This is a genomic window from Xenorhabdus innexi (genome assembly GCF_002632485.1).
GTDB classification, from domain to species: domain Bacteria; phylum Pseudomonadota; class Gammaproteobacteria; order Enterobacterales; family Enterobacteriaceae; genus Xenorhabdus; species Xenorhabdus innexi.
The window spans coordinates 94,584-114,175 of record NZ_NIBU01000003.1; the positions used below are offsets into that span (position 1 = coordinate 94,584).

15 protein-coding genes and 8 tRNA genes are annotated in these 19,592 nt (G+C 39.9%); 12 read left to right on the top strand and 11 right to left on the bottom strand.

Annotation, left to right across the window (positions count from 1 at the left end):
• The first annotated feature begins 468 nt into the window (after positions 1–468).
• Positions 469–1,743: a hypothetical protein gene (locus Xinn_RS02140; protein ID WP_086956113.1), complete on the top strand. Its 1,275-nt coding sequence runs from the start codon at positions 469–471 to the stop codon at positions 1,741–1,743.
• Between the two features lie 104 nt (positions 1,744–1,847).
• On the opposite strand, the gene Xinn_RS02145 is transcribed toward Xinn_RS02140, so the two are convergent.
• From Xinn_RS02145 to gltX, 3 genes are all read right to left on the bottom strand, one after another.
• A tRNA-Ala gene (locus Xinn_RS02145) sits at positions 1,848–1,923 on the bottom strand.
• A gap of 30 nt (positions 1,924–1,953) precedes the next feature.
• Positions 1,954–2,029: transfer RNA gene (locus tag Xinn_RS02150), tRNA-Ala, on the bottom strand.
• Between the two features lie 164 nt (positions 2,030–2,193).
• Positions 2,194–3,609, bottom strand: a complete 1,416-nt coding sequence (gene gltX / locus Xinn_RS02155; RefSeq protein ID WP_086956114.1) for a glutamate--tRNA ligase — start codon at positions 3,607–3,609, stop codon at positions 2,194–2,196.
• A gap of 281 nt (positions 3,610–3,890) precedes the next feature.
• On the opposite strand from gltX, the gene Xinn_RS02160 reads away from it, so the two are divergent.
• From Xinn_RS02160 to Xinn_RS02185, 6 genes are all read left to right on the top strand, one after another.
• A tRNA-Val gene (locus tag Xinn_RS02160) sits at positions 3,891–3,966 on the top strand.
• A 58-nt stretch (positions 3,967–4,024) separates the two neighbouring features.
• Positions 4,025–4,100 (top strand) — tRNA-Val (locus Xinn_RS02165).
• A 77-nt stretch (positions 4,101–4,177) separates the two neighbouring features.
• Positions 4,178–4,253, top strand: a tRNA-Val gene (locus Xinn_RS02170).
• A gap of 54 nt (positions 4,254–4,307) precedes the next feature.
• Positions 4,308–4,383, top strand: a tRNA-Lys gene (locus Xinn_RS02175).
• 30 nt (positions 4,384–4,413) lie between these two features.
• A tRNA-Lys gene (locus Xinn_RS02180) sits at positions 4,414–4,489 on the top strand.
• Between the two features lie 18 nt (positions 4,490–4,507).
• A tRNA-Val gene (locus Xinn_RS02185) sits at positions 4,508–4,583 on the top strand.
• A gap of 165 nt (positions 4,584–4,748) precedes the next feature.
• Here the strand turns inward: Xinn_RS02185 and Xinn_RS02190 are convergent.
• The 7 genes from Xinn_RS02190 to Xinn_RS02220 form a co-directional block, all read right to left on the bottom strand.
• The gene (locus Xinn_RS02190) at positions 4,749–5,420 is read right to left on the bottom strand and encodes an L-fuculose-phosphate aldolase (RefSeq protein ID WP_086956115.1); all 672 of its coding nucleotides are present in this window, start codon (positions 5,418–5,420) and stop codon (positions 4,749–4,751) included.
• Between the two features lie 12 nt (positions 5,421–5,432).
• Positions 5,433–6,536, bottom strand: coding sequence for an S-methyl-5-thioribose-1-phosphate isomerase (gene mtnA, locus Xinn_RS02195; RefSeq protein ID WP_086956116.1), 1,104 nt, complete (start codon positions 6,534–6,536; stop codon positions 5,433–5,435).
• Positions 6,537–6,551: 15 nt separating this feature from the next.
• Complete coding sequence (gene mtnK / locus Xinn_RS02200; RefSeq protein WP_086956117.1) at positions 6,552–7,811, bottom strand: S-methyl-5-thioribose kinase; 1,260 nt, start codon at positions 7,809–7,811, stop codon at positions 6,552–6,554.
• Between the two features lie 228 nt (positions 7,812–8,039).
• On the bottom strand, positions 8,040–8,405 hold the full coding sequence (locus Xinn_RS02205; RefSeq protein WP_086956118.1) for a YkgJ family cysteine cluster protein: 366 nt from the start codon (positions 8,403–8,405) through the stop codon (positions 8,040–8,042).
• Between the two features lie 231 nt (positions 8,406–8,636).
• Complete coding sequence (locus Xinn_RS02210; RefSeq protein WP_086956119.1) at positions 8,637–9,674, bottom strand: alpha/beta hydrolase family protein; 1,038 nt, start codon at positions 9,672–9,674, stop codon at positions 8,637–8,639.
• Positions 9,675–9,751: 77 nt separating this feature from the next.
• Positions 9,752–10,558 carry an isocitrate lyase/PEP mutase family protein gene (locus Xinn_RS02215; RefSeq protein WP_169923517.1) on the bottom strand — a complete coding sequence of 269 codons (807 nt, stop codon included), beginning with the start codon at positions 10,556–10,558 and terminating at the stop codon, positions 9,752–9,754.
• Between the two features lie 371 nt (positions 10,559–10,929).
• Positions 10,930–11,925, bottom strand: coding sequence for a glycosyltransferase family 9 protein (locus Xinn_RS02220; protein WP_086956121.1), 996 nt, complete (start codon positions 11,923–11,925; stop codon positions 10,930–10,932).
• 142 nt (positions 11,926–12,067) lie between these two features.
• Here Xinn_RS02220 and Xinn_RS02225 point away from each other — a divergent pair, with 142 nt between their 5' ends.
• Positions 12,068–12,571, top strand: a complete 504-nt coding sequence (locus Xinn_RS02225) for a hypothetical protein (protein WP_086956122.1) — start codon at positions 12,068–12,070, stop codon at positions 12,569–12,571.
• 218 nt (positions 12,572–12,789) lie between these two features.
• Positions 12,790–13,542, top strand: a complete 753-nt coding sequence (gene mlaA, locus Xinn_RS02230) for a phospholipid-binding lipoprotein MlaA (protein WP_086956123.1) — start codon at positions 12,790–12,792, stop codon at positions 13,540–13,542.
• A gap of 62 nt (positions 13,543–13,604) precedes the next feature.
• Here the strand turns inward: mlaA and fadL are convergent, their stop codons facing one another.
• On the bottom strand, positions 13,605–14,939 hold the full coding sequence (gene fadL / locus Xinn_RS02235; protein ID WP_086956124.1) for a long-chain fatty acid transporter FadL: 1,335 nt from the start codon (positions 14,937–14,939) through the stop codon (positions 13,605–13,607).
• A 350-nt stretch (positions 14,940–15,289) separates the two neighbouring features.
• Here fadL and Xinn_RS02240 point away from each other — a divergent pair, with 350 nt between their 5' ends.
• The 3 genes from Xinn_RS02240 (at position 15,290) to fadJ (ending at position 19,365) form a co-directional block, all read left to right on the top strand.
• Positions 15,290–15,586, top strand: a complete 297-nt coding sequence (locus Xinn_RS02240) for a YfcZ/YiiS family protein (protein ID WP_086956125.1) — start codon at positions 15,290–15,292, stop codon at positions 15,584–15,586.
• A 294-nt stretch (positions 15,587–15,880) separates the two neighbouring features.
• A complete protein-coding gene (gene fadI / locus Xinn_RS02245) occupies positions 15,881–17,191 on the top strand; it encodes an acetyl-CoA C-acyltransferase FadI (RefSeq protein WP_086956126.1) in 1,311 nt (436 codons plus the stop codon).
• Complete coding sequence (gene fadJ, locus Xinn_RS02250) at positions 17,191–19,365, top strand: fatty acid oxidation complex subunit alpha FadJ (RefSeq protein ID WP_086956127.1); 2,175 nt, start codon at positions 17,191–17,193, stop codon at positions 19,363–19,365. Before fadI ends, fadJ begins: the two co-directional genes overlap by 1 nt.
• Positions 19,366–19,592 lie beyond the last annotated feature (227 nt).

Here is a 19,592-nt window from a genome sequence, read left to right on the forward strand (position 1 = left end):
TGTTTTTTTTGATTATTCTTAATGAATATTAATGTTAGTATGACTATTGAGCGGTTTTAGTGGTTTTTTATGGAGAGTTACTGCTGAATAATGGATAAAAAAACTAAAATATTTTATTGGGTATTATAAAACCAATGTATTTACGTTTATAAAGTCAAAGTTTATTATAATCACAAAATAGAAATTAATACAACATATTTACTGAGGTTTTTTTAAAAAATTACACGTATCAAGGTTGAATGAGTGGGTTGATTTAATTTATTGATAGTTGTATGAATTTATTATTGTAGATATCGATTTAAAGTTTGTAGTTTAATTTCCGTGATTGTGTTTTTAGGTGATAACTATTTTTCATTACCAAAGTAATTTGAAATTTATTAAAGTACTTTTTGTGTAACATTATCTTTAGATTTTTTTAATTATATTGCTTTCATTTATTTTACAAAAATACTATTTCAAGGTGATGATATGAATATTAATACAGTTTTATCTGATAAAAAAGAAAGTGTATCTCCTATTACCGTTTCCATACCAGATGGTGCTGATGTTATTGTTGGCCAGCATTGCTATCTGGTAGTCACAGTTAAATCCCCACAAATTAAATCTATTAAGAGTATTTCAATAGAAGTACCAAATAAAGACATAGTTGTGAAACAGGAAAAGGATTGGAAACTTATAGATGATGCTTCTGGGGAAGCTATATTTATGTTAGAGGTTGATGGTAAATTATTACCAAATACATCGATCAGCTATACGGTTCATGCCTATTCGGATACGAATGTAGATGTGGAGGGAATCACACCGCTGACAGTTGGTTACACTACAAAAAGAATGAAGAAGGATAGTGTTATTTTATTAAGTACAGACATAGAGATTCTTGCTACAACCGATATACCTAATCCTATCGATAATCCCAATACCAAATATAATGTTTATTCTGGAGTAATAACTGATGAGAATGGTAGTCCATTAAAAAATACTCAGGTAATAATATCATCACTATCAACACCACACTCAATACAGCTTGCTAATATCACAACAAACCCTATAAATGGTAATGCACCTGAAATTATTAAACCGCAAGAAAGAACGAATCAACCTGATTTTATTACTATCAATAGTGATGATAATGGAAATATTGAATTTCGTGTTTATGCAAAACAGTCTATGAGTGTAACAATTAAATTTACTACTGAAATATTTGGAGTAATTTATCCAACATATGTTGCATCCGCATATCTTGTTGCAGGTTATGGTAGTGATGGGCTTCTTCAGATTCCATCTATACTTGACATATCTTCAGGAGGAGTGGTTAAAAAAAGAATTGGCATTGAAAAATTTAGAGTAGGAGTTCCAAGTTATAGTTCTCCCGTGGCAGGAGATACTATTATCTTTTTAATTAAAGATGAAAATAATAAAGTCATCCAGCTTAAACCAACAAGTTATGTTGAATCCAGAGGAACAAACCTTGGTGGTCATAGTTTTACATTATCATATGAAAAAATACCATTTAATAAAAGATTAGAATTTTATTATCTAGTTGTTCTTATAGGAGGTTATGGTGTCTTTTCTAAGAAACTAAACGTTATCTTTGAAGATGATTCTGGAAATAAGGGAGGAACTGGAGGAACTGGAGGCCACAAAAACGACTGTGACAACGGTCTCTATAACAAAGTCGATGTAGATTCAAGTTATGAGGATGGGAAATTTAGTTTAAAAATAAAAAGTATCACACTGATTTGATTTGTTTAAATCGCCAGAAAGTTAGAAGAAAAGCAGGGCCGCCTTACTGGATTTGACCATAAGAAAAATCCCTGAAAACTTGCGCTTTCAGGGATTCAGAATTTTGGTGGAGCTAAGCGGGATCGAACCGCTGACCTCTTGCATGCCATGCAAGCGCTCTCCCAGCTGAGCTATAGCCCCACAAATGTGGCGTTCCGAATTAAGAGTATTTGGTGGAGCTAAGCGGGATCGAACCGCTGACCTCTTGCATGCCATGCAAGCGCTCTCCCAGCTGAGCTATAGCCCCAAATCAAAACTCTGTGGAACGGAGCGCATCATATGAAACCCGGAGAATTCTGTCAACGGATTCATTAGTATTCGTAGTGTAAGCGCTGAAAAATCCATCAGTAAAAAAGAAAGGCACGACAATATACTGTGTGCCTTTAACTCATTTCAGTCTGTTAATGCTAATTATTGCGCTTCACGCTGAGCAATATAAGCCAGAGCTTTATCAATACGAGAAAGTGAACGCGCCTGATTGATCGCGTGGATAGTGACATCAACACTAGGTGACTGACCAGCACCGGTAACAGCAACACGCAATGGCATGCCCACTTTACCCATTCCCACTTCCAGCTCATCAGCTGTTGCCTGAATTGCGTGGTGAATATTTTCAGGAGTCCATTCGGTAATTGCAGCCAGTTTAGCGCGTACAACTTCTAATGGCTGACGAGCAACCGGGCGCAGGTGTTTCTTCGCTGCGTCAGCATCAAACTCTGCAAATTCTTCATAGAAATAACGGCAGGAAGTGGCCATTTCTTTCAGTGTCTTGCAGCGCTCACCCAATAGTTTGATCAGCTCAGCTAACTCAGGGCCGGTACGGGTATCAATACCCTGTTGTTCAATATGCCATGCTAAATGAACGGCAACTTTTTCTGCTGGCAGGGTATTAATATAGTGATGGTTCAGCCATAACAATTTTTCAGTATTGAAAGCACTGGCTGATTTGCTGATAGCGTCAAGGCCGAACAGCTCAGTCATTTCTTCGATAGTGAAAATTTCCTGATCGCCGTGTGACCAGCCTAAACGAACCAGATAGTTCAACAAGGCTTCCGGCAGATAACCATCATCACGATATTGCATTACGCTGACTGCTCCATGACGTTTGGACAGTTTTTTACCATCATCGCCGAGGATCATCGAAACATGGGCATATTCCGGCACTGGTGCATTGAGTGCTTTCAGAATATTAATCTGACGTGGTGTGTTGTTGATATGGTCTTCACCACGAATAACGTGAGTGATTTCCATATCCCAGTCATCAATAACCACACAGAAGTTATAAGTGGGTGAACCATCAGTACGGCGGATGATCAAATCATCCAGTTCCTGATTGCTGAATTCAATCGGGCCACGGATGCTATCATTAAAAATTACAGAACCTTCCTGTGGGTTGCGAAAACGCACAACATGCGGCTCATCATGGCTATGTTTGCACTCGCTGTCACGGCAACGACCGTCATAACGAGGTTTTTCACCATTCGCCATCTGAGTTTCACGCAACTGCTCCAGGTGTTCTTTGGAACAGTAACAACGATAGGCTGTACCATTTACCAGCATTTCATCAATAACCTGATTATAGCGGTCGAAACGTTTGGTCTGATAATAAGGGCCTTCATCCCAATTCAGATTTAACCAGTTCATTCCGTCCATAATCGCATCAATGGCTTCTTGGGTTGAACGCTCCAGATCAGTGTCTTCAATACGCAGAACAAATTCACCTTTGTTATGGCGACTGTATAGCCAGGAATAAAGGGCTGTGCGTGCGCCACCAACGTGAAGATAGCCAGTAGGACTTGGCGCAAAACGGGTTTTTATTTTACTCATCGGGAGTTGCCTTAATGACGTTCTGTTTTTCAGAGAACGTTTTGGATGATTGAAGTAACAATTAAAATAACAATAGTGGGGGGCATTTTATCACTGGACTTCAATTCCTCAATGGCGTTAATGATAGGTTATTGAGAAAAGCTAAAATTCATTGTCTAAATGATAACCCAGTGTGACTATAATTGTTTCATTCTGTGTAATTTTGCGACGAACGGAAATTTTAGCAATAAAAACCGTTGACTCACTTCGAACTATCCCTATAATGCGACTCCATCACGACGGGGCGATTAGCTCAGTTGGTAGAGCATCTCCCTTACAAGGAGGGGGTCATCAGTTCGAATCTGGTATCGCCCACCACTCTCAGTGATAAGCTGAAAGGGGTAAGACCGTAGTGATAAAAAATGATTTCATGATTGGGCGATTAGCTCAGTTGGTAGAGCATCTCCCTTACAAGGAGGGGGTCATCAGTTCGAATCTGGTATCGCCCACCAATCATAAGTCAGTGATAGATGTTGTTACAGGTAATTAATCAGTAATAATCATCACGCAGTAATAGTCATCATGAAGTGGGCGATTAGCTCAGTTGGTAGAGCATCTCCCTTACAAGGAGGGGGTCATCAGTTCGAATCTGGTATCGCCCACCACTTCATTAGATTGTTCCGCAGTATCACATTGGTAGTTATGATAAATAGTAAGATGGGTCGTTAGCTCAGTCGGTAGAGCAGTTGACTTTTAATCAATTGGTCGCAGGTTCGAATCCTGCACGACCCACCATTTAGATATCAAAATCAGAATTACCTAATCGGGTCGTTAGCTCAGTCGGTAGAGCAGTTGACTTTTAATCAATTGGTCGCAGGTTCGAATCCTGCACGACCCACCATTTAGGTAGCCATGAAGTGGGCGATTAGCTCAGTTGGTAGAGCATCTCCCTTACAAGGAGGGGGTCATCAGTTCGAATCTGGTATCGCCCACCACTTCATCTAAATCCCCCAAGAACCCATTAGAAAATATAAAATCCAGTAAGATTTTGATTCACGTTTTATTTGTAACGTTGCTTGTTTATATAGCTAGTTCGTTATGTCAATAAAACAGCATTATCTTTAAGTGAAATCAGAATATGCTGTTTTCTAAATATGCTATTACGCTTTTAATCCATAACTTTTAAACTTTATCAATACCTTCTGCATTTCTTCGGGCGAAAGAACAGGAAGCCGTTCTGCAATATTCTCTACAGAATTTCCCATTACGGGGAGTATTTTCAAATAAAGCTGTGCCAATATCTCGACTTCGTTAGCCAGCCATAGTGCTTTTTCCAAACTGACTTCCATCGCAATCATACCGTGATGCTGCATTAACAGTGCCTTGCTGTGTCTGATCCCTGTTTTTACACTTTCTGCCAGTTTCTGTGTTCCGAAGGTTGAGTAGGGAATACACGGTACATGGTCTGTTCCTGTCACTGCCACCATATAATGAATTGCAGGGATGTCATGATTAAGAATAGAAACCGCAGTTGCATTAACAGCATGATTATGTACAACAGCATTTAATTCAGGGCGCGCCTGATAGCAGGATAGGTGAAAGTGCCATTCGCTTGAGGGAATTTTATCTGGCTCTGCTTTTCCAGAATAATTTATGTGGACAATTTGCTCTGGAGTCAATTTTTCATAGGAGACTCCGCTGGGGGTGATAAGAAATCCATCTTGATAGCGGGCACTAATATTACCAGATGTGCCTTGGTTTAAACCCAGCGCACTCATCTTAAGGCAAGTTTCGATAATTGCTTGGGAAATATGTTCTCTACTTACTGTCATAAGAAATAATCATTATAAATTTTGTGGATATAAATCAGGAAAAAGCATACGCAAGCCTTCTGCACTGGCATCACAAATTCCACGTTCTGTAATCAATCCGGTAACTAATTCTGCCGGGGTAACATCAAAAGCATAATTCCCGCAAACCGTTCCCTGAGGTACTGTATTGACCCAATGGTGTTTCCCTTCAGCAGTTATTCCGTAGACATGGGATTGTTCATCGCCTGAACGTTGCTCAATAGGGATCTCTTTTACGCCATCCCAGACGGTAAAATCTAATGTTGGTGAGGGTAAGGCAACATAAAATGGTACCTGATTCGCTTTTGCAGCCAGTGCCTTAAGGTAAGTGCCAATTTTATTACACACATCCCCTCTTGCAGTTGTCCGGTCTGTACCGACGATGCACATATCCACTTCGCCATGCTGCATCAAATGTCCACCGGCATTATCAGCGATTAAAGTATGAGGTACACCATGAGAGCCTAATTCAAAAGCCGTCAGCCCTCCCTGATTACGGGGGCGAGTTTCATCAACCCAGACGTGAATTTTGATACCCGCATCATGCGCCATATAAATGGGTGATAATGCTGTTCCCCAATCCACAGTTGCCAGCCATCCGGCGTTGCAGTGCGTTAATATATTGACTACTTCGCCTGCTGATTTTTTTGCAGCAATTTCCTGTATGATTTTTAAGCCATGCTCACCAATTTTATGACACAGCTCGACATCTTCATCTGCAATTTCTTTGGCAATACGATAAGCAGTTTCTACACGGTGAGTGGAGGATGTGCTTTTTAAGGCCTGATATGTGCGATCCAGCGCCCATTTTAAGTTAATGGCAGTTGGTCGGGTTTTCACTAAAAAATCATAAGCTATTTGCAGATTTTCATTACTGCTATTTTGACGCATTGCCAGTGCCATACCATACGCAGCAACTGCGCCAATTAAAGGAGCACCTCTCACCCACATATCTTTGATGGCTATTGCAGCATCCTGAAAGGTATTCAATTGAATAACTTTTAACTCAAAAGGTAATTTAGTTTGGTCGAAAATTTCGACAGTATATCCATCGTCAGCAAGCCAAACAGAGCGATAATGGATTCCATTAATTTTCATCTCAGTTTCTTAACCTTATGTGATATGACGTTTAATTTGTGAAAAATTTTGGTACTTATGTTTGTTGACAATTAACTCACGTGCCAGTTTTAGTGCCTGTTTTTCACAATCGGCTCGTAGTTTCGGATCACTAATCTGTTTAAAATCAGCAACACCGGCGAAGCCTATAATGCGTCGATTAATTTCAAGCCCGGCATAAACCAGAGTTTCTTCGAATAAATTGGAGAAAAAATCATCTTGAGCCGCTTTAAGGAATGATGAGCTGAAAACGCCTTGTTGGTAAATAGTGACAGGATAGGCTTCTCCGATTGTTTTTTCATTCCATAATTGACGAAAACGACGTTCAAATACTGCCCATGTTGTTTCAATTTGCGCGAAGAGCCATGACTGATAATCAGTACATTGTTCTTTATTTTCCCGCAGGGCCGGTTGGGCAAAATAAGCCATAAACAGATTACCGACATAATTGCCTATGTCGAATGCCATTGGGCCCATAAAGCTAAATTCTGGATCAATCACCTTTGTGGAATCGGGTGTCACCATAATGGAGCCTGAATGGAGATCCCCATGCAACAATGCCTGTGATTCACTCATAAATTTGAATTTATACTGCATTGCAGTTTGGATCATCGCCTGGTCCTGCCAAACGGCATGAATATCATGATCAAGCTGAGGGGAAGTCCAGCTATTTCTTTCAGAATTAAAATAGGGTTCAGTGAAGATCAGGTCTTCAGTGATTTTACAAAGTTCATGATTATTGGAAAAACGGCTTACCAGCTCTTTTTTTTCCTTGCTGTCCATGCCGATATCAGAGGTATGGAACAGTGTATCAGCGAGAAAAATTCCGATATCTTCGGCCAAGTGAAGAAATTTTTTACCAGAAATCAAATTATTGCGTAAGATGATATGTTTATCTAAATACTCCATCGCAAACAAAGACATTTCTTCATCATAAAAATAGATATCGGGTACATACTGGCAGGCAAATTTCCTTTCTTCCAGCAGGGCATGATATTCGAAATAGGTTCGGACAAGAGAAAGCTGCCATGATTCACCCGCAGCCCGGACATAAGGTAAGGATTGTTTGACTACAATAGTTTTTTCTGTTCCGGCAACAATAAAAACTAAATTCAGGTTTCCGTCACCGACTTCCTGTATCTGCCAGGTTTCGGGCAATCCTCCGAGTGAGATAGTTGGGGGCAAATTTTTCGCAAGATAATGTGGTAAAGATTCACAGGACTGGGGGATATACTCAGTAGGAACATAAACGGACATTATTTTTTATCCTGATAATATCATGAAGGATAGTTCATAAAATGAACCGTGATAACACATTCTGCGGTAATGGATTTTTACAGTTGTTAACTATAAGTATACAAAAGTAAACTGTCTGTGATGAAAATAACGAATACAGCCAGATCAAATAAGTAACTTGAAAGACGACGGGTATATCCAATAGATTCAAATTACCTTACGATGACAAGGATATAACAAAGTGCATAATCAGGTTTCTGGCTTTGCCAGTGGAGGAAGGCCATAAGCGGCTCTGGCACGATCACAGGCCTCATTGTAATTGTCAGTTTCCCAAGCCTGAGAAAATTCCCGGCAAGGAGAGGGTCGCTTGTCATAAATAGCACAGGAAACGGAGTGACCAATTTCACCTTGTAAATTTATGCAACGCGGATGAGGTTCATTTGTACCCTTCATGCAGCACATAAAATCGTTCAGTTTTTCAGTGGAAGAAATCGGTACTGTACCTCCTCCATCTTCAGCTTCTGCCCAATAAAATGAAACACGAAAAAATGCACAGCAGGCACCACAGTTGATGCAGGAATTATTTTGTGATCGAATATTTAATGTATCACTCATACCAGATGTCTCTATCTTATTATTGAAGATATGCGCTCAGATAGAAAAGGAGTTCACTTTGTCATATAAAGATAATCTCTTTGAGGATAGATTATCTTTGTAGATAATGGCGAATTTCAAGAGAAACTCTATTTATTATTTGAATACAATCATTAAAAAATAAAAACTGCCTTATTCAAAGACAGTTTTCTATTTAATTAACAAATTGTTACTTTCAAATGAGTAAAAATTTTATTTTGGTAATACTTTTTGAAAAAAGATAAGGATATGATTCAGTATCTCACTATGAATTTCTTCCCGGCTTCTGTCTCCACCATCCTTACAAATAATTCCATCTCCCGGATTATACTTTTCGATAAGAGCGATTGCATTGGGTTTACAATTCTGCATAAAGCTAAAATGCATTGCATCGTCAATAACAATGTATTTTGAAGTTTCTTGTGGAAGATTTTTTGCCAGATATTCAGACTCAAGCTCGGCAGGCATATCTCCAACATCAATGCCGGCGGCTATCACGAGTATTGGTGTTTTCACCATACTTAAAGTTTGCGGTGAAAAACCTCTGGCTAATCCGAGATCAAGAGAAACAACGGCTTTAATTCTCTGGTCCCCCAAATCCCCATCTAAGTTTGCTTTGGCAACTTTACTTTTACCTATCTTTAAATCAGTTAATATGTTGCAAGAGGAAAGGATTTTATTGGTCTTACAGTCAGTAACCAATAAATCTGAATTGAATCTGGCACCTGTGAGTTCTACAACAGACCAGCCACCTAATGAGTGACCAATTGCTGCTATTCGTTCTTTATCAACTAACTGAGCAAAATCAGGTTGCTCCAGAATAAAGTCAATAACTCGGCTTAGATCCTTTGGTCTTTCCCATAGTTGTACAGCAGACAGGGGATTTCTATCTTCTGTTGTTGTGCCGGGATGGTTTGGAGCAGCTACAATAAAGCCTTTTTTGACCAATTCACCAGCCAGCCAGTTAAGATTTCGCCAATTCCCGCCATATCCATGAGACAGAACAACAAGAGGATATTTTTTTTGGGAAGGCGTTGCCTCTTTTATTACCGGAATACCATAAAAAGCGGGATTTTCACCAATAATTACAGATTCGCCAATATTATTAGCTGGATACCATATCACGGCATGTAACGGGCGTTCGCTATTTTTATCTAAATATATTTCACGAAAACCGATACTTTCTGATGAATAACTATTAAAGGAAAAGAAAAGAAGAAGAAAAACAGTTGTTATTATCCGTTTAAGCATTATATCCTCATGAAGCTAAAACTAGTCATTTTTAATAAAACCCTGCTCGGTAGAATAAGTAAATTATATAATCACTATTATCTTTCATTAAGCAATGCATTTAACGTGGTATAGTTTAACTTTGATTGCTCATTATGCTTTAGCAGGCCGTCACGCAAAAAATGTTCCATACCTGTCAATGTAGAAGCATAGGCCTGTTCAGCAAAGAAAGCTCCACCAGAAATTCTTCTTGCGCCAGCGGCAAAAAATTCTTTTACACTGGGTGCTCCGACCTGAGCCATAATATTTAACGGGCCATTTATACGTGAGCTGATAGCTCTGCATACTGATAGGTCAGTTAATCCGGGGATGAAAATACCATCAGCACCGGCAGCAAGATAAGTATTAGCGCGAGAAATTAAATGTTCGGGATCGGTATTTTCTCCGCGCAGCCATGAATCTATACGTGCATTAATGAATAAACTGTAGTGTATTTTATTGGCTGCGGTACGTACAGAAGCAATACGTTCAGCTCCTGCGTCTATTGGCAGTGATTTGCCATTTTTAGTATCTTCAATATTAATACCGACACACCCGACAAAATATAAATCTTCTACAAGATCATCCATACTTTCGTCAGGAGTCAATAGGCCGTCTTCAACATCCGCTGTTACAGGGAGATTGGTGCTGGCCGTAATTAAACTAAGTGCTTTCATTATTACTTTTCGATCAGCTAATTGATTATCCGGGTACCCCAAACTCCAGGATATTCCTGCACTGGTTGTTGCAATGGCTTTGACTCCACATTGTTCTGCTAAACGGGTACTCATAACGTCCCATGAATTGGCTAATATGAGTTTTCCTTCTTCATGTAATTGGCTAAAAATCTGAATTTTTTCATCCAAGCTTATTTTTCTCATGTTGGTTTCTCAATGTTTTCTTATAAATATATTCCATAATTGTAAATATCATGGATATGCGTTTTTAGAATGTTGTTAAATCATTGCACTGTATATTTATATAGTCAATATTTTTTATCGATAAAAAACAATCGAAATTAAAGCTGTAATATCATTATTGCGCTTATTATTATTTCAATTGAAAGTATATGTGCGTGACTGAGTTTTATTTTATATTGTTTTATTCATTTATCAGTATTAGAGTTGATGGCATATTTATGATCTGTTTTTTTTAACCCATAAAATAGAAATCCCCTGCTATGCGGCGGGGGTATTTACTTATGGCAAATAAATTATGGAATGAGTAATTAATTATACTATTTTTCAAGTAGATGAAGTATTGCGTCAGTAACTTGGATTAAAGGAATGTTGTTAACATTTTTGGGATCATGCAGGGTAATGCACATGTTTTTTGATGCCAGTGGAGACCAGTTCTCAGGCTTTGTAACACCATAAAGAGCAACAAGTTTTTTGTTTAGTGCTGCGGCTAAATGGCAAATGCCACCATCACCAACGATAATCAAATTCATTTCATTTAATAATGACAAAAAAGAATTTAATGAATCACAGATAACAACCTGACTATTACCCTTTATACGGGAAATGAGATCGTTAGCCAAATTAACATCATTAGGTAGGGCAGAAATAATAAATTTTGCAGTAGGGTGTTTTTCTGAAATTTTACCTGCAATTAATTCCAGATAATCATTACTGATTAAACTGTTTTTTCTATTATTGGAAACAGAAAATAATATTAATGGATTTCCTGAATGAGAGGGTTTTGATTTATTAGTCAGCTTTATTTTAGGGAATAAATCGGGTGTTAAAAATTGCTCATTGGGTGAAATAGTACGTAATACCTTTAGTGCCTGATGATAACCTTTGAGCATCCTTGTATTAGTAGGATAGTTAATTAATTTGGAATCCCATTTTTTATCAGCAACGACAGCATAACGTTTTTTAGCGCCAAGCAGCCATAGAAATAAATTATTCAATTTCATTGGGCTTGGTTTGGCTGAAATAGCAATATCAAAATTTTTCTTACGGAACTTTAGGGCAGTCTTGATGATAGAAAAATATTTGTTCCCCTGAGGAAGGATATTGATATCTACATCAGGGCATACATATTTGGCGAGATCCTGATTATTCTGTTCTATAAACAGGCTAATCTTTGCGTTTGGGTATTTTTTTTGTAGAAATTTTATTAATGGCTGGGTGCAGATAAGATCACCAAGCCCATTTCTGCGTAATATAGCTATTTTCATATTGAGTGATAAAAGAGAACTCTTTCTTCTTAATGAGAGATATGGCATCTAAAAATAAATCATTTATGTATCATATTCAATGTATTATATCTTAAGTTTCACATTTCTGTTTTTTATGCTGATGAGATAGTTTACTCCTTTTGATTGACTATAATCTAATCTATCTGATGTTAACTGAAGGAAAAATCCAATGACTATGTTGAAAGAGAGACAACATATGATTATTCGGGCTATGAATGATAAAAATCATTTGATGAAACCTATCAGCAAGGAAAAACTGCAATTTCTTGGGGAAGCATTTGGATGGGATAATTTAGCTGACGATATAAATTATTTAGTAAAAGTAGGTTTAGTTAATCACTATGCGATCCATTTTGATGATAATGGAGCTTATGGTTTTAACCCTGACTCAATGGCTCTTACTGCTGCCGGTGTGGATTACGCTAACATGGATACAATGGATGATGAGATGAAATCATTCACGATAAAGGTTCATAAAAATGCATTTGAGCAGATTGAAACAGTTATTAAAATGGCAAATATTACAAAGGCCGAAAAGCAAATTATATTAGAATTTATTAAAAATCAAGGTGTTGAAGCTGCGCTTGGTAAGTGTATAGATACCCTGCTGACAAAGTCTGATCTTATTATAGCCTTGTTTTCTGAAGCCGCTAAAATGAAAGAAAATGGGTAGAAAAGATGACGCCCTGTCCAGAAAGTTTTTACTTTTTAAATAGTTATTCTTATTTTCTGGTATAAGATGTAACTGATTTTTTGTCTATATAATCACCATTATTTTGATTACCATTAAAGAAAAATTGGCAGTATATTTAGAGCGTATGATGCCCATTAACTGAATTACATTAACGAGTGAAAGTAGGCAATGGCAAAAGTGATTATATGGAGAACAGTATGAAGTATCGTCTGAGCGGGGTTGCTCTTACAGCAGTGCTACTGGCGGGGTGCGCAAATTCATCAAATAATTATGAGCAAGGGCGTTCTGATCCGCTGGAAGGGTTTAACCGGACTATGTTCAACTTTAACTATGATGTTCTCGATCCTTATATTTTACGGCCTGTTGCTGTTGTCTGGCATGATTATGTACCAATGCCAGCACGAAATGGTATTGGCAATTTTATGAGTAACTTGGAAGAGCCTGCCAGTATGGTGAACAGTTTTTTGCGCGGGAATATAAAAGAAGGCGCAAAACATTTTAACCGATTTTTTTTGAATACCATTCTGGGTATGGGAGGGCTGATTGATGTTGCTTCAATGGCAAACCCTAAACTGGCAAAAGAGGAACCAATGCGTTTTGGTAGCACGCTTGGGTACTATAACGTTGGTTATGGCCCTTATGTTGTCTTACCGGGATATGGGAGTTTTACTGCGCGTGATGAAGGGGGGGATATGGCAGATATGACTTACCCTGTGCTGAGTTATCTTACCCCTTGGATGGCTGTTGGAAAGTGGGTATTTCAGGGGATTGAAACCCGGGCGCGTCTGCTGGATTCAGATGGCCTGATAAAAAATTCATCAGACCCGTATCTGATGATGCGTGAAGCTTACTTCCAGCGCCATGATTTTCTGGCTAACGGAGGCAAGTTGATTCCGGAAGAAAACCCTAATGCCTCTGTTATTCAGGATGAGCTGGATTCCATCGATTAAGCCTTATTACGAGGAATAAAAAAGGATAGCGCAGGCTATCCTTTTTAGATCACAGAAGACGATTAGAATGCGTAGTTAAGGCCAACACCAGCCAACCATGCAGTTCCTTTGGAGTCGAATTCGTATGAAGTTCCAAAAGGACCTTTTTGAACTTCTTTTGGTAATTTTTCACTTACATGCACTTTTTTACCACGCATATAGGAAACACCCACATCTACAGAGGTATCTTTATTAAATGCGTAAGTCGTTCCTACACTTAACCATATACGATTCTGGTCCGGGATGGAGATAGAACGATTTTGGGCAGGTACTGGGCTTTCATCGAAAGCGATACCGGTACGGAAAGTCCAGTTATCGTCGTGGTAGTAAGTTGTTCCCAATGAAATACGGTAGGCATTGCGGAAGCCTTCATGTTTTTCGAATAGATCCCCTCCACCATTTTTAGCTTTCCCTCTTAATTCTTTAAAGTTATTCCACCCTGTGTAGAGGAAGCTGTAATGGATCGCCCACTGAGGTGCAACTCGGTTATAACCAGAGATTTCCCACATATCAGGTAGGTTCAGATCCAATGTACCTTTAATCGTTTTTCCGTTAAGTCCCGCAATTTTTAGGCTAGGAAAATCAATATTCGGTAGTTCGTTACTGTAATCGCCGTTTTTAAATTTAACTTTAACTTTTGAGCGGTAAGTTAAGCTATAGCGGTTATTTTCATCAAATTGGTAAAGCAGGCCTGCATTCCAGCCATAACCCCAGTCTTTGCCTTCCAAACGGGCTATTTCTGTACTTGCTGGTATATTAACTTTTCCACCAGTTTGTGTTGCTAAGAATGGCCCAACTTCACCCATATGACGAACGATTTCAGCATCAGCATAAATGGCATTTAAACCCAAGCCAAAACTAAACTGATCATTAAATTTATACGCACCAGCCAGATTAAAGTTCACAGTCTTGAGTGATGTTTTTCCGCCAATTGAGCCGGCTGCATAGTTGTTGCTGAAATCTGTGGCTAAACCAAAGTTACTTGTAGCTGATGCACCAACAAACAACTCATCTGTGAGTGGTGTAATAAAATGCAGATTTGGTACCGGTGCATTTGGCGCGATATTTTTTGCGTCAGTACTATTGTGAGTTATAGGTGACTCACCAGTAATATCAACCATTGGTTTAACATAAATAAGACCGCCAGAAAATGATGGGCGATCAAATAGGGTCATGGCGGCGGGGTTGCGGCTGCCTTCAGAGGCGTCTTCCGCAACAGCACCAGCCCCAGAAAATGCACGACCGAGTCCTGATGATGAATATTCATTCAATTGAAAACCTGCAGCACCAGCGTTAGATGAAATAATTGCAATCGCCACTGCTAATGCTGAACGTGAAAGTAGGTTTTTCTGGTTCATAACCAAAACCTCATTGTTTAATTATTATTTAACATGCTACTCAAGTAGCTGAGAGCGCGGGATTGTAGAGTCGGTTCGTCACAATGACAAATCAGACCAGTGTGAGAAGTATAGGCCTGACATCGCAATGTGTTGCAAGAATGTTTTTAAAATATTACGGAAATGATTACTAAAATGGGACTTGCTTAACAAAAAATAGGCAATTTATGTTAATGGGGTGTAAACATTACTTAATTAACGTGCTGAGATCAATAAATAGTGAAATAAATGGTATTACGCAGTGTAAATACTGGTTATTAAAGGAAAGTACAACGTAAAATCAGATTTGTTTTTATTGTCGGAGAAATAAGATGACCGATGTAATTAAGCGCCAGAGAGCCAACGAAACGGCGGCTTGTTGTTGTGTTGATGTTGGTACAGTCATTGATAATCAAGAGAGTACAGCTTCTTATCAACAGGTTTTTGCCAGCCGCCAGGAAGCAGATGTAATGCTTAATGCATTGACAGAAAAAGCAAAAAAGGTGGAATCTGATCCTTGCATCATCAGCCATAAAATAGAAGAAGTTAATGGTGGTATGCAATTGACCATAGATTTTACATTTAGTTGTCAGGCAGAAGCGATGATATTTCAGTTGGGTTTGCGTTAACTCTTTTCAGCATTACTGTTTTCCCATTGTGGCTAAAAGTAATTATAACAATGGGAAAACCAGTGATTATTTGTTGTAATCAATAAGTATTTCTTCATATTTTTTCGCATGCTATCTATTCAGGTTGTATAAATTATAAATATATTAAAGTTGCGCTTGCTCGCATTTTTAGTTTATTCCTGTTTGCTATTTACCAACATTACGTTAACAATGCTCCATCAGGTCTGACCTCTTTCGAGGTGAGTAAATAATTTTAATCAGTTGATTTAATTAATGATTATTTCAGGAGTTGCTATGAGTCGTTCTTCAACAAAAGTGGCACAACAAAAGGAACGAGTGGCTATTGTCAGTGGGTTGCGCCTCCCTTTTGCTAAACAGGCAACGAACTACCACGGTATTCCGGCTGTTGACTTGGGGAAAGCTGTTGTCAGTGAGTTGGTCATCAGAAGTGGGCTGCCACCAGAGAAGATCGACCAATTGGTCTTTGGTCAGGTTGTTCAGATGCCTGAAGCCCCAAATATTGCGCGGGAAATCGTGTTAGGTGCGGGTTTAAGCGTGGGTACAGATGCGTACAGCGTTTCCCGGGCCTGTGCTACCAGTTTTCAGGCGATAGCAAATGTAGCAGAAAGTATTATGGCAGGAACTGTAAATGTGGGAATTGCCGGTGGCGCTGATTCTTCATCTGTTCTGCCAATCGGGGTGACCAAATCATTGGCTCGTACTTTGGTTGATATGAGTAAAGCCAAAAGCCTGCCGCAACGCCTTAAATTACTGAGTAAATTGAAATTAAAGGATTTACTACCGGTATCCCCTGCGGTTGCTGAATATTCCACCGGGTTAAGAATGGGTGATACGGCTGAACAAATGGCAAAAACCTACCATATCAGCCGTGAAGATCAGGATGAATTAGCACATCGTTCTCATCTGATGGCGGCTAAAGCCTGGGAAAAAGGTCTATTGCGTGATGAAGTGATAGCGGCTCATTTTCCTCCATACCGTGAATCTTTGCTGGAAGATAATAATATCCGTAAAAACTCAGAACTTACGTCTTATGCGAAATTACGCCCGGCTTTTGATCGCAAATATGGTTCAGTAACTGCGGCCAACAGCACTCCGTTGACGGATGGTGCAGCGGCCGTCATTTTAATGAGTGAATCCGCCGCTAAAGAGCTTGGGATGACTCCATTAGGCTATTTGCGCAGTTATGCATTTGCTGCCATTGATGTCTGGCAGGACATGTTACTGGGGCCGTCATATGCAACCCCGCTGGCGCTGGACAGAGCGGGTATTACGCTGAATGAGCTTTCCCTCATTGATATGCATGAAGCGTTTGCTGCTCAGACTCTGACAAATCTGAAAATGTTTGCCAGCGCCAAGTTTGCCCGCGAAAAATTGGGGCGCTCTCAGGCGATGGGTGAGGTTGATATGGATAAATTCAATGTATTGGGCGGTTCAATTGCGTATGGGCACCCATTTGCTGCTACCGGCGCCAGAATGGTGACTCAGACTTTGAATGAACTGCGTCGCCGTGGAGGCGGGTTAGGCTTAACAACAGCCTGTGCAGCGGGTGGTTTGGGTGCAGCGATGGTATTGGAGGTGGAATAATGGCTCTGGGTGAAAGAGAGATAATCATATCAGCAGCACAATCAGTATTCAGTTTTTCTGTCAGAGATGACAGAGTCGGAGTGATTACTATTGATGTGCCGGATGAGAAAGTTAATACACTGAAAGCAGAGTTTGTTGAGCAATTTCTGGCGGTTTTTGAGCAGGCACAGCAGGTTTCCGATTTAAAAGGGCTAGTGATTATATCCGGTAAGCCCGATACATTTATTGCCGGTGCAGATATCACAATGATTGCTGGCTGCCAGACGCAACAGGAAGCAACGACACTGGCTGAAAAAGGTCAGGAGTTATTTGACCAGATTGCCAATTATTCTTTACCTATTGTTGCCGCTATTCATGGGGCATGCTTAGGAGGCGGGTTGGAATTTGCATTAGCCTGCCATGCACGTATTTGTTCTCTGGATGATAAAACCCGCCTTGGTTTACCCGAAGTACAGCTTGGGTTACTACCGGGTTCTGGCGGAACTCAGAGATTACCGCGTTTGATTGGTGTCAGCTCCGCACTGGATATGATTCTGACGGGCCGTCAGCTCAAAGCAAAACAGGCAAAACGACTGGGTGTTGTTGATGATGCAGTTCCTTTGGACATCCTGCTGGATGTAGCTGTTCAATATGTTAAGAAAGGAGTGGTTAAACGTAAACCTCTGGCATGGTCACAACGTTTTTTAGCTAGCTCTCTTGGCAGGCCATTATTATTCCGTATGGTGCAACAAAAAACGCGGGCAAAAACTCACGGTCATTACCCCGCACCAGAACGGATAATTGATGTGATTCGTATTGGTCTGGAAAAAGGGCAGAAAACCGGTCTTCAGGCAGAAGCCAAAGCATTTGGTGAACTGGCTATGTCGTCAGAATCGTCAGCATTGCGGAGTCTGTTTTTTGCTGCTACCTCATTAAAAAATGAGACAGGTTCCTCTGAACAACCAGCTCAGATCAGGCTCGTGGGAGTTTTGGGCGGTGGGTTGATGGGGGGCGGAATTGCTCATGTAACCGCAACCCGTGGCAATTTACCGGCACGTATCAAAGATATCAATGAGAAAGGTATCAATCAGGCGCTGAAATATACATGGGATACGCTTTCCAAGCGCGTCAGTCAACGGCGCTTGAAACCCTCTGAACGTTCTCGTCAAATGTCTTTGCTTTCTGGTACTACAGATTACAGTGGCTTTAAACAGGCTGATATTGTCGTTGAAGCTGTGTTTGAGGACTTGGTACTGAAACGTAAGATGGTCGGAGAAGTTGAAGCGAATACAAAACCGGAGGCTATTTTTGCGTCTAACACCTCTTCATTACCGATTCACCAGATTGCGGAAATTGCTAAACGGCCGGAGCAGGTTATCGGTCTTCACTACTTCAGTCCTGTCGATAAGATGCCATTAGTGGAAGTCATTCCACATGCAGGAACCAGTGAAAAAACCATAGCAACAGCAGTGGCACTGGCGAAAAAACAGGGCAAAACAGCCATTGTTGTCGGAGATAAAGCCGGGTTCTATGTTAACCGAATTTTATCTCCTTATATTAATGAAGCAGGTTATTGTCTGGTGGAAGGTGAGCCTATCGAGCATATTGATAAGGCGCTGGTTGATTTTGGCTTCCCGATTGGACCAATCAATTTGCTGGATGAAGTCGGTATTGATGTCGGAACAAAAATTATTCCTGTGCTGGTGGAACAGTTAGGAGATCGGTTTACTCCGCCAGCTATTTTGGATGCTGTCCTGAATGACAATCGTCAGGGTAAGAAAAATAGCCGGGGTTTTTACTCCTATGTAGCTAAAAAGAATAAATTTAAGTTCTGGCCGTCCAAAAAAGGTAATAAAGAGGTTGACCCTTCTATTTACACTCTGCTGAAGATTCAGCCTGCCGCCAAAATGTCTCGCTCAGATATTGCTCAGCGGTGTCTGATGCTGATGTTGAATGAGGCTGCCCGCTGTCTGGATGAGGGAATTATCCGAAGCCCCCGTGATGGTGATATTGGCGCAGTATTTGGTATCGGTTTTCCGCCATTCCTCGGAGGGCCATTCCGTTATATGGATAAACTTGGCAGCCGTAATGTCGTAGAAATTTTGCAACGGCTGGCTCAGCAGTACGGGAACAGATTTGCTCCCTGTGAGCGTCTGATTCAGATGGCTGAACAGGATAAAAAATTCTACGAATAACGTATATATTCTTGGCTTGAGTAGCGTACTGAAACATAAGCGATACCGGCCCTTTTAATTAAAGGGTCGGTTTTATCTGTAATTACTCATCAATATATTGTTTATAAAAATTTTTATTGTTAAGTTAGCGGGCTGATATAAGAGTCAAACAAAACATATATAACTCATTATTATTAATTTTATTTGGCTATATTTTGCGGCAGAATATCCTCAATTTTAATTGAAGC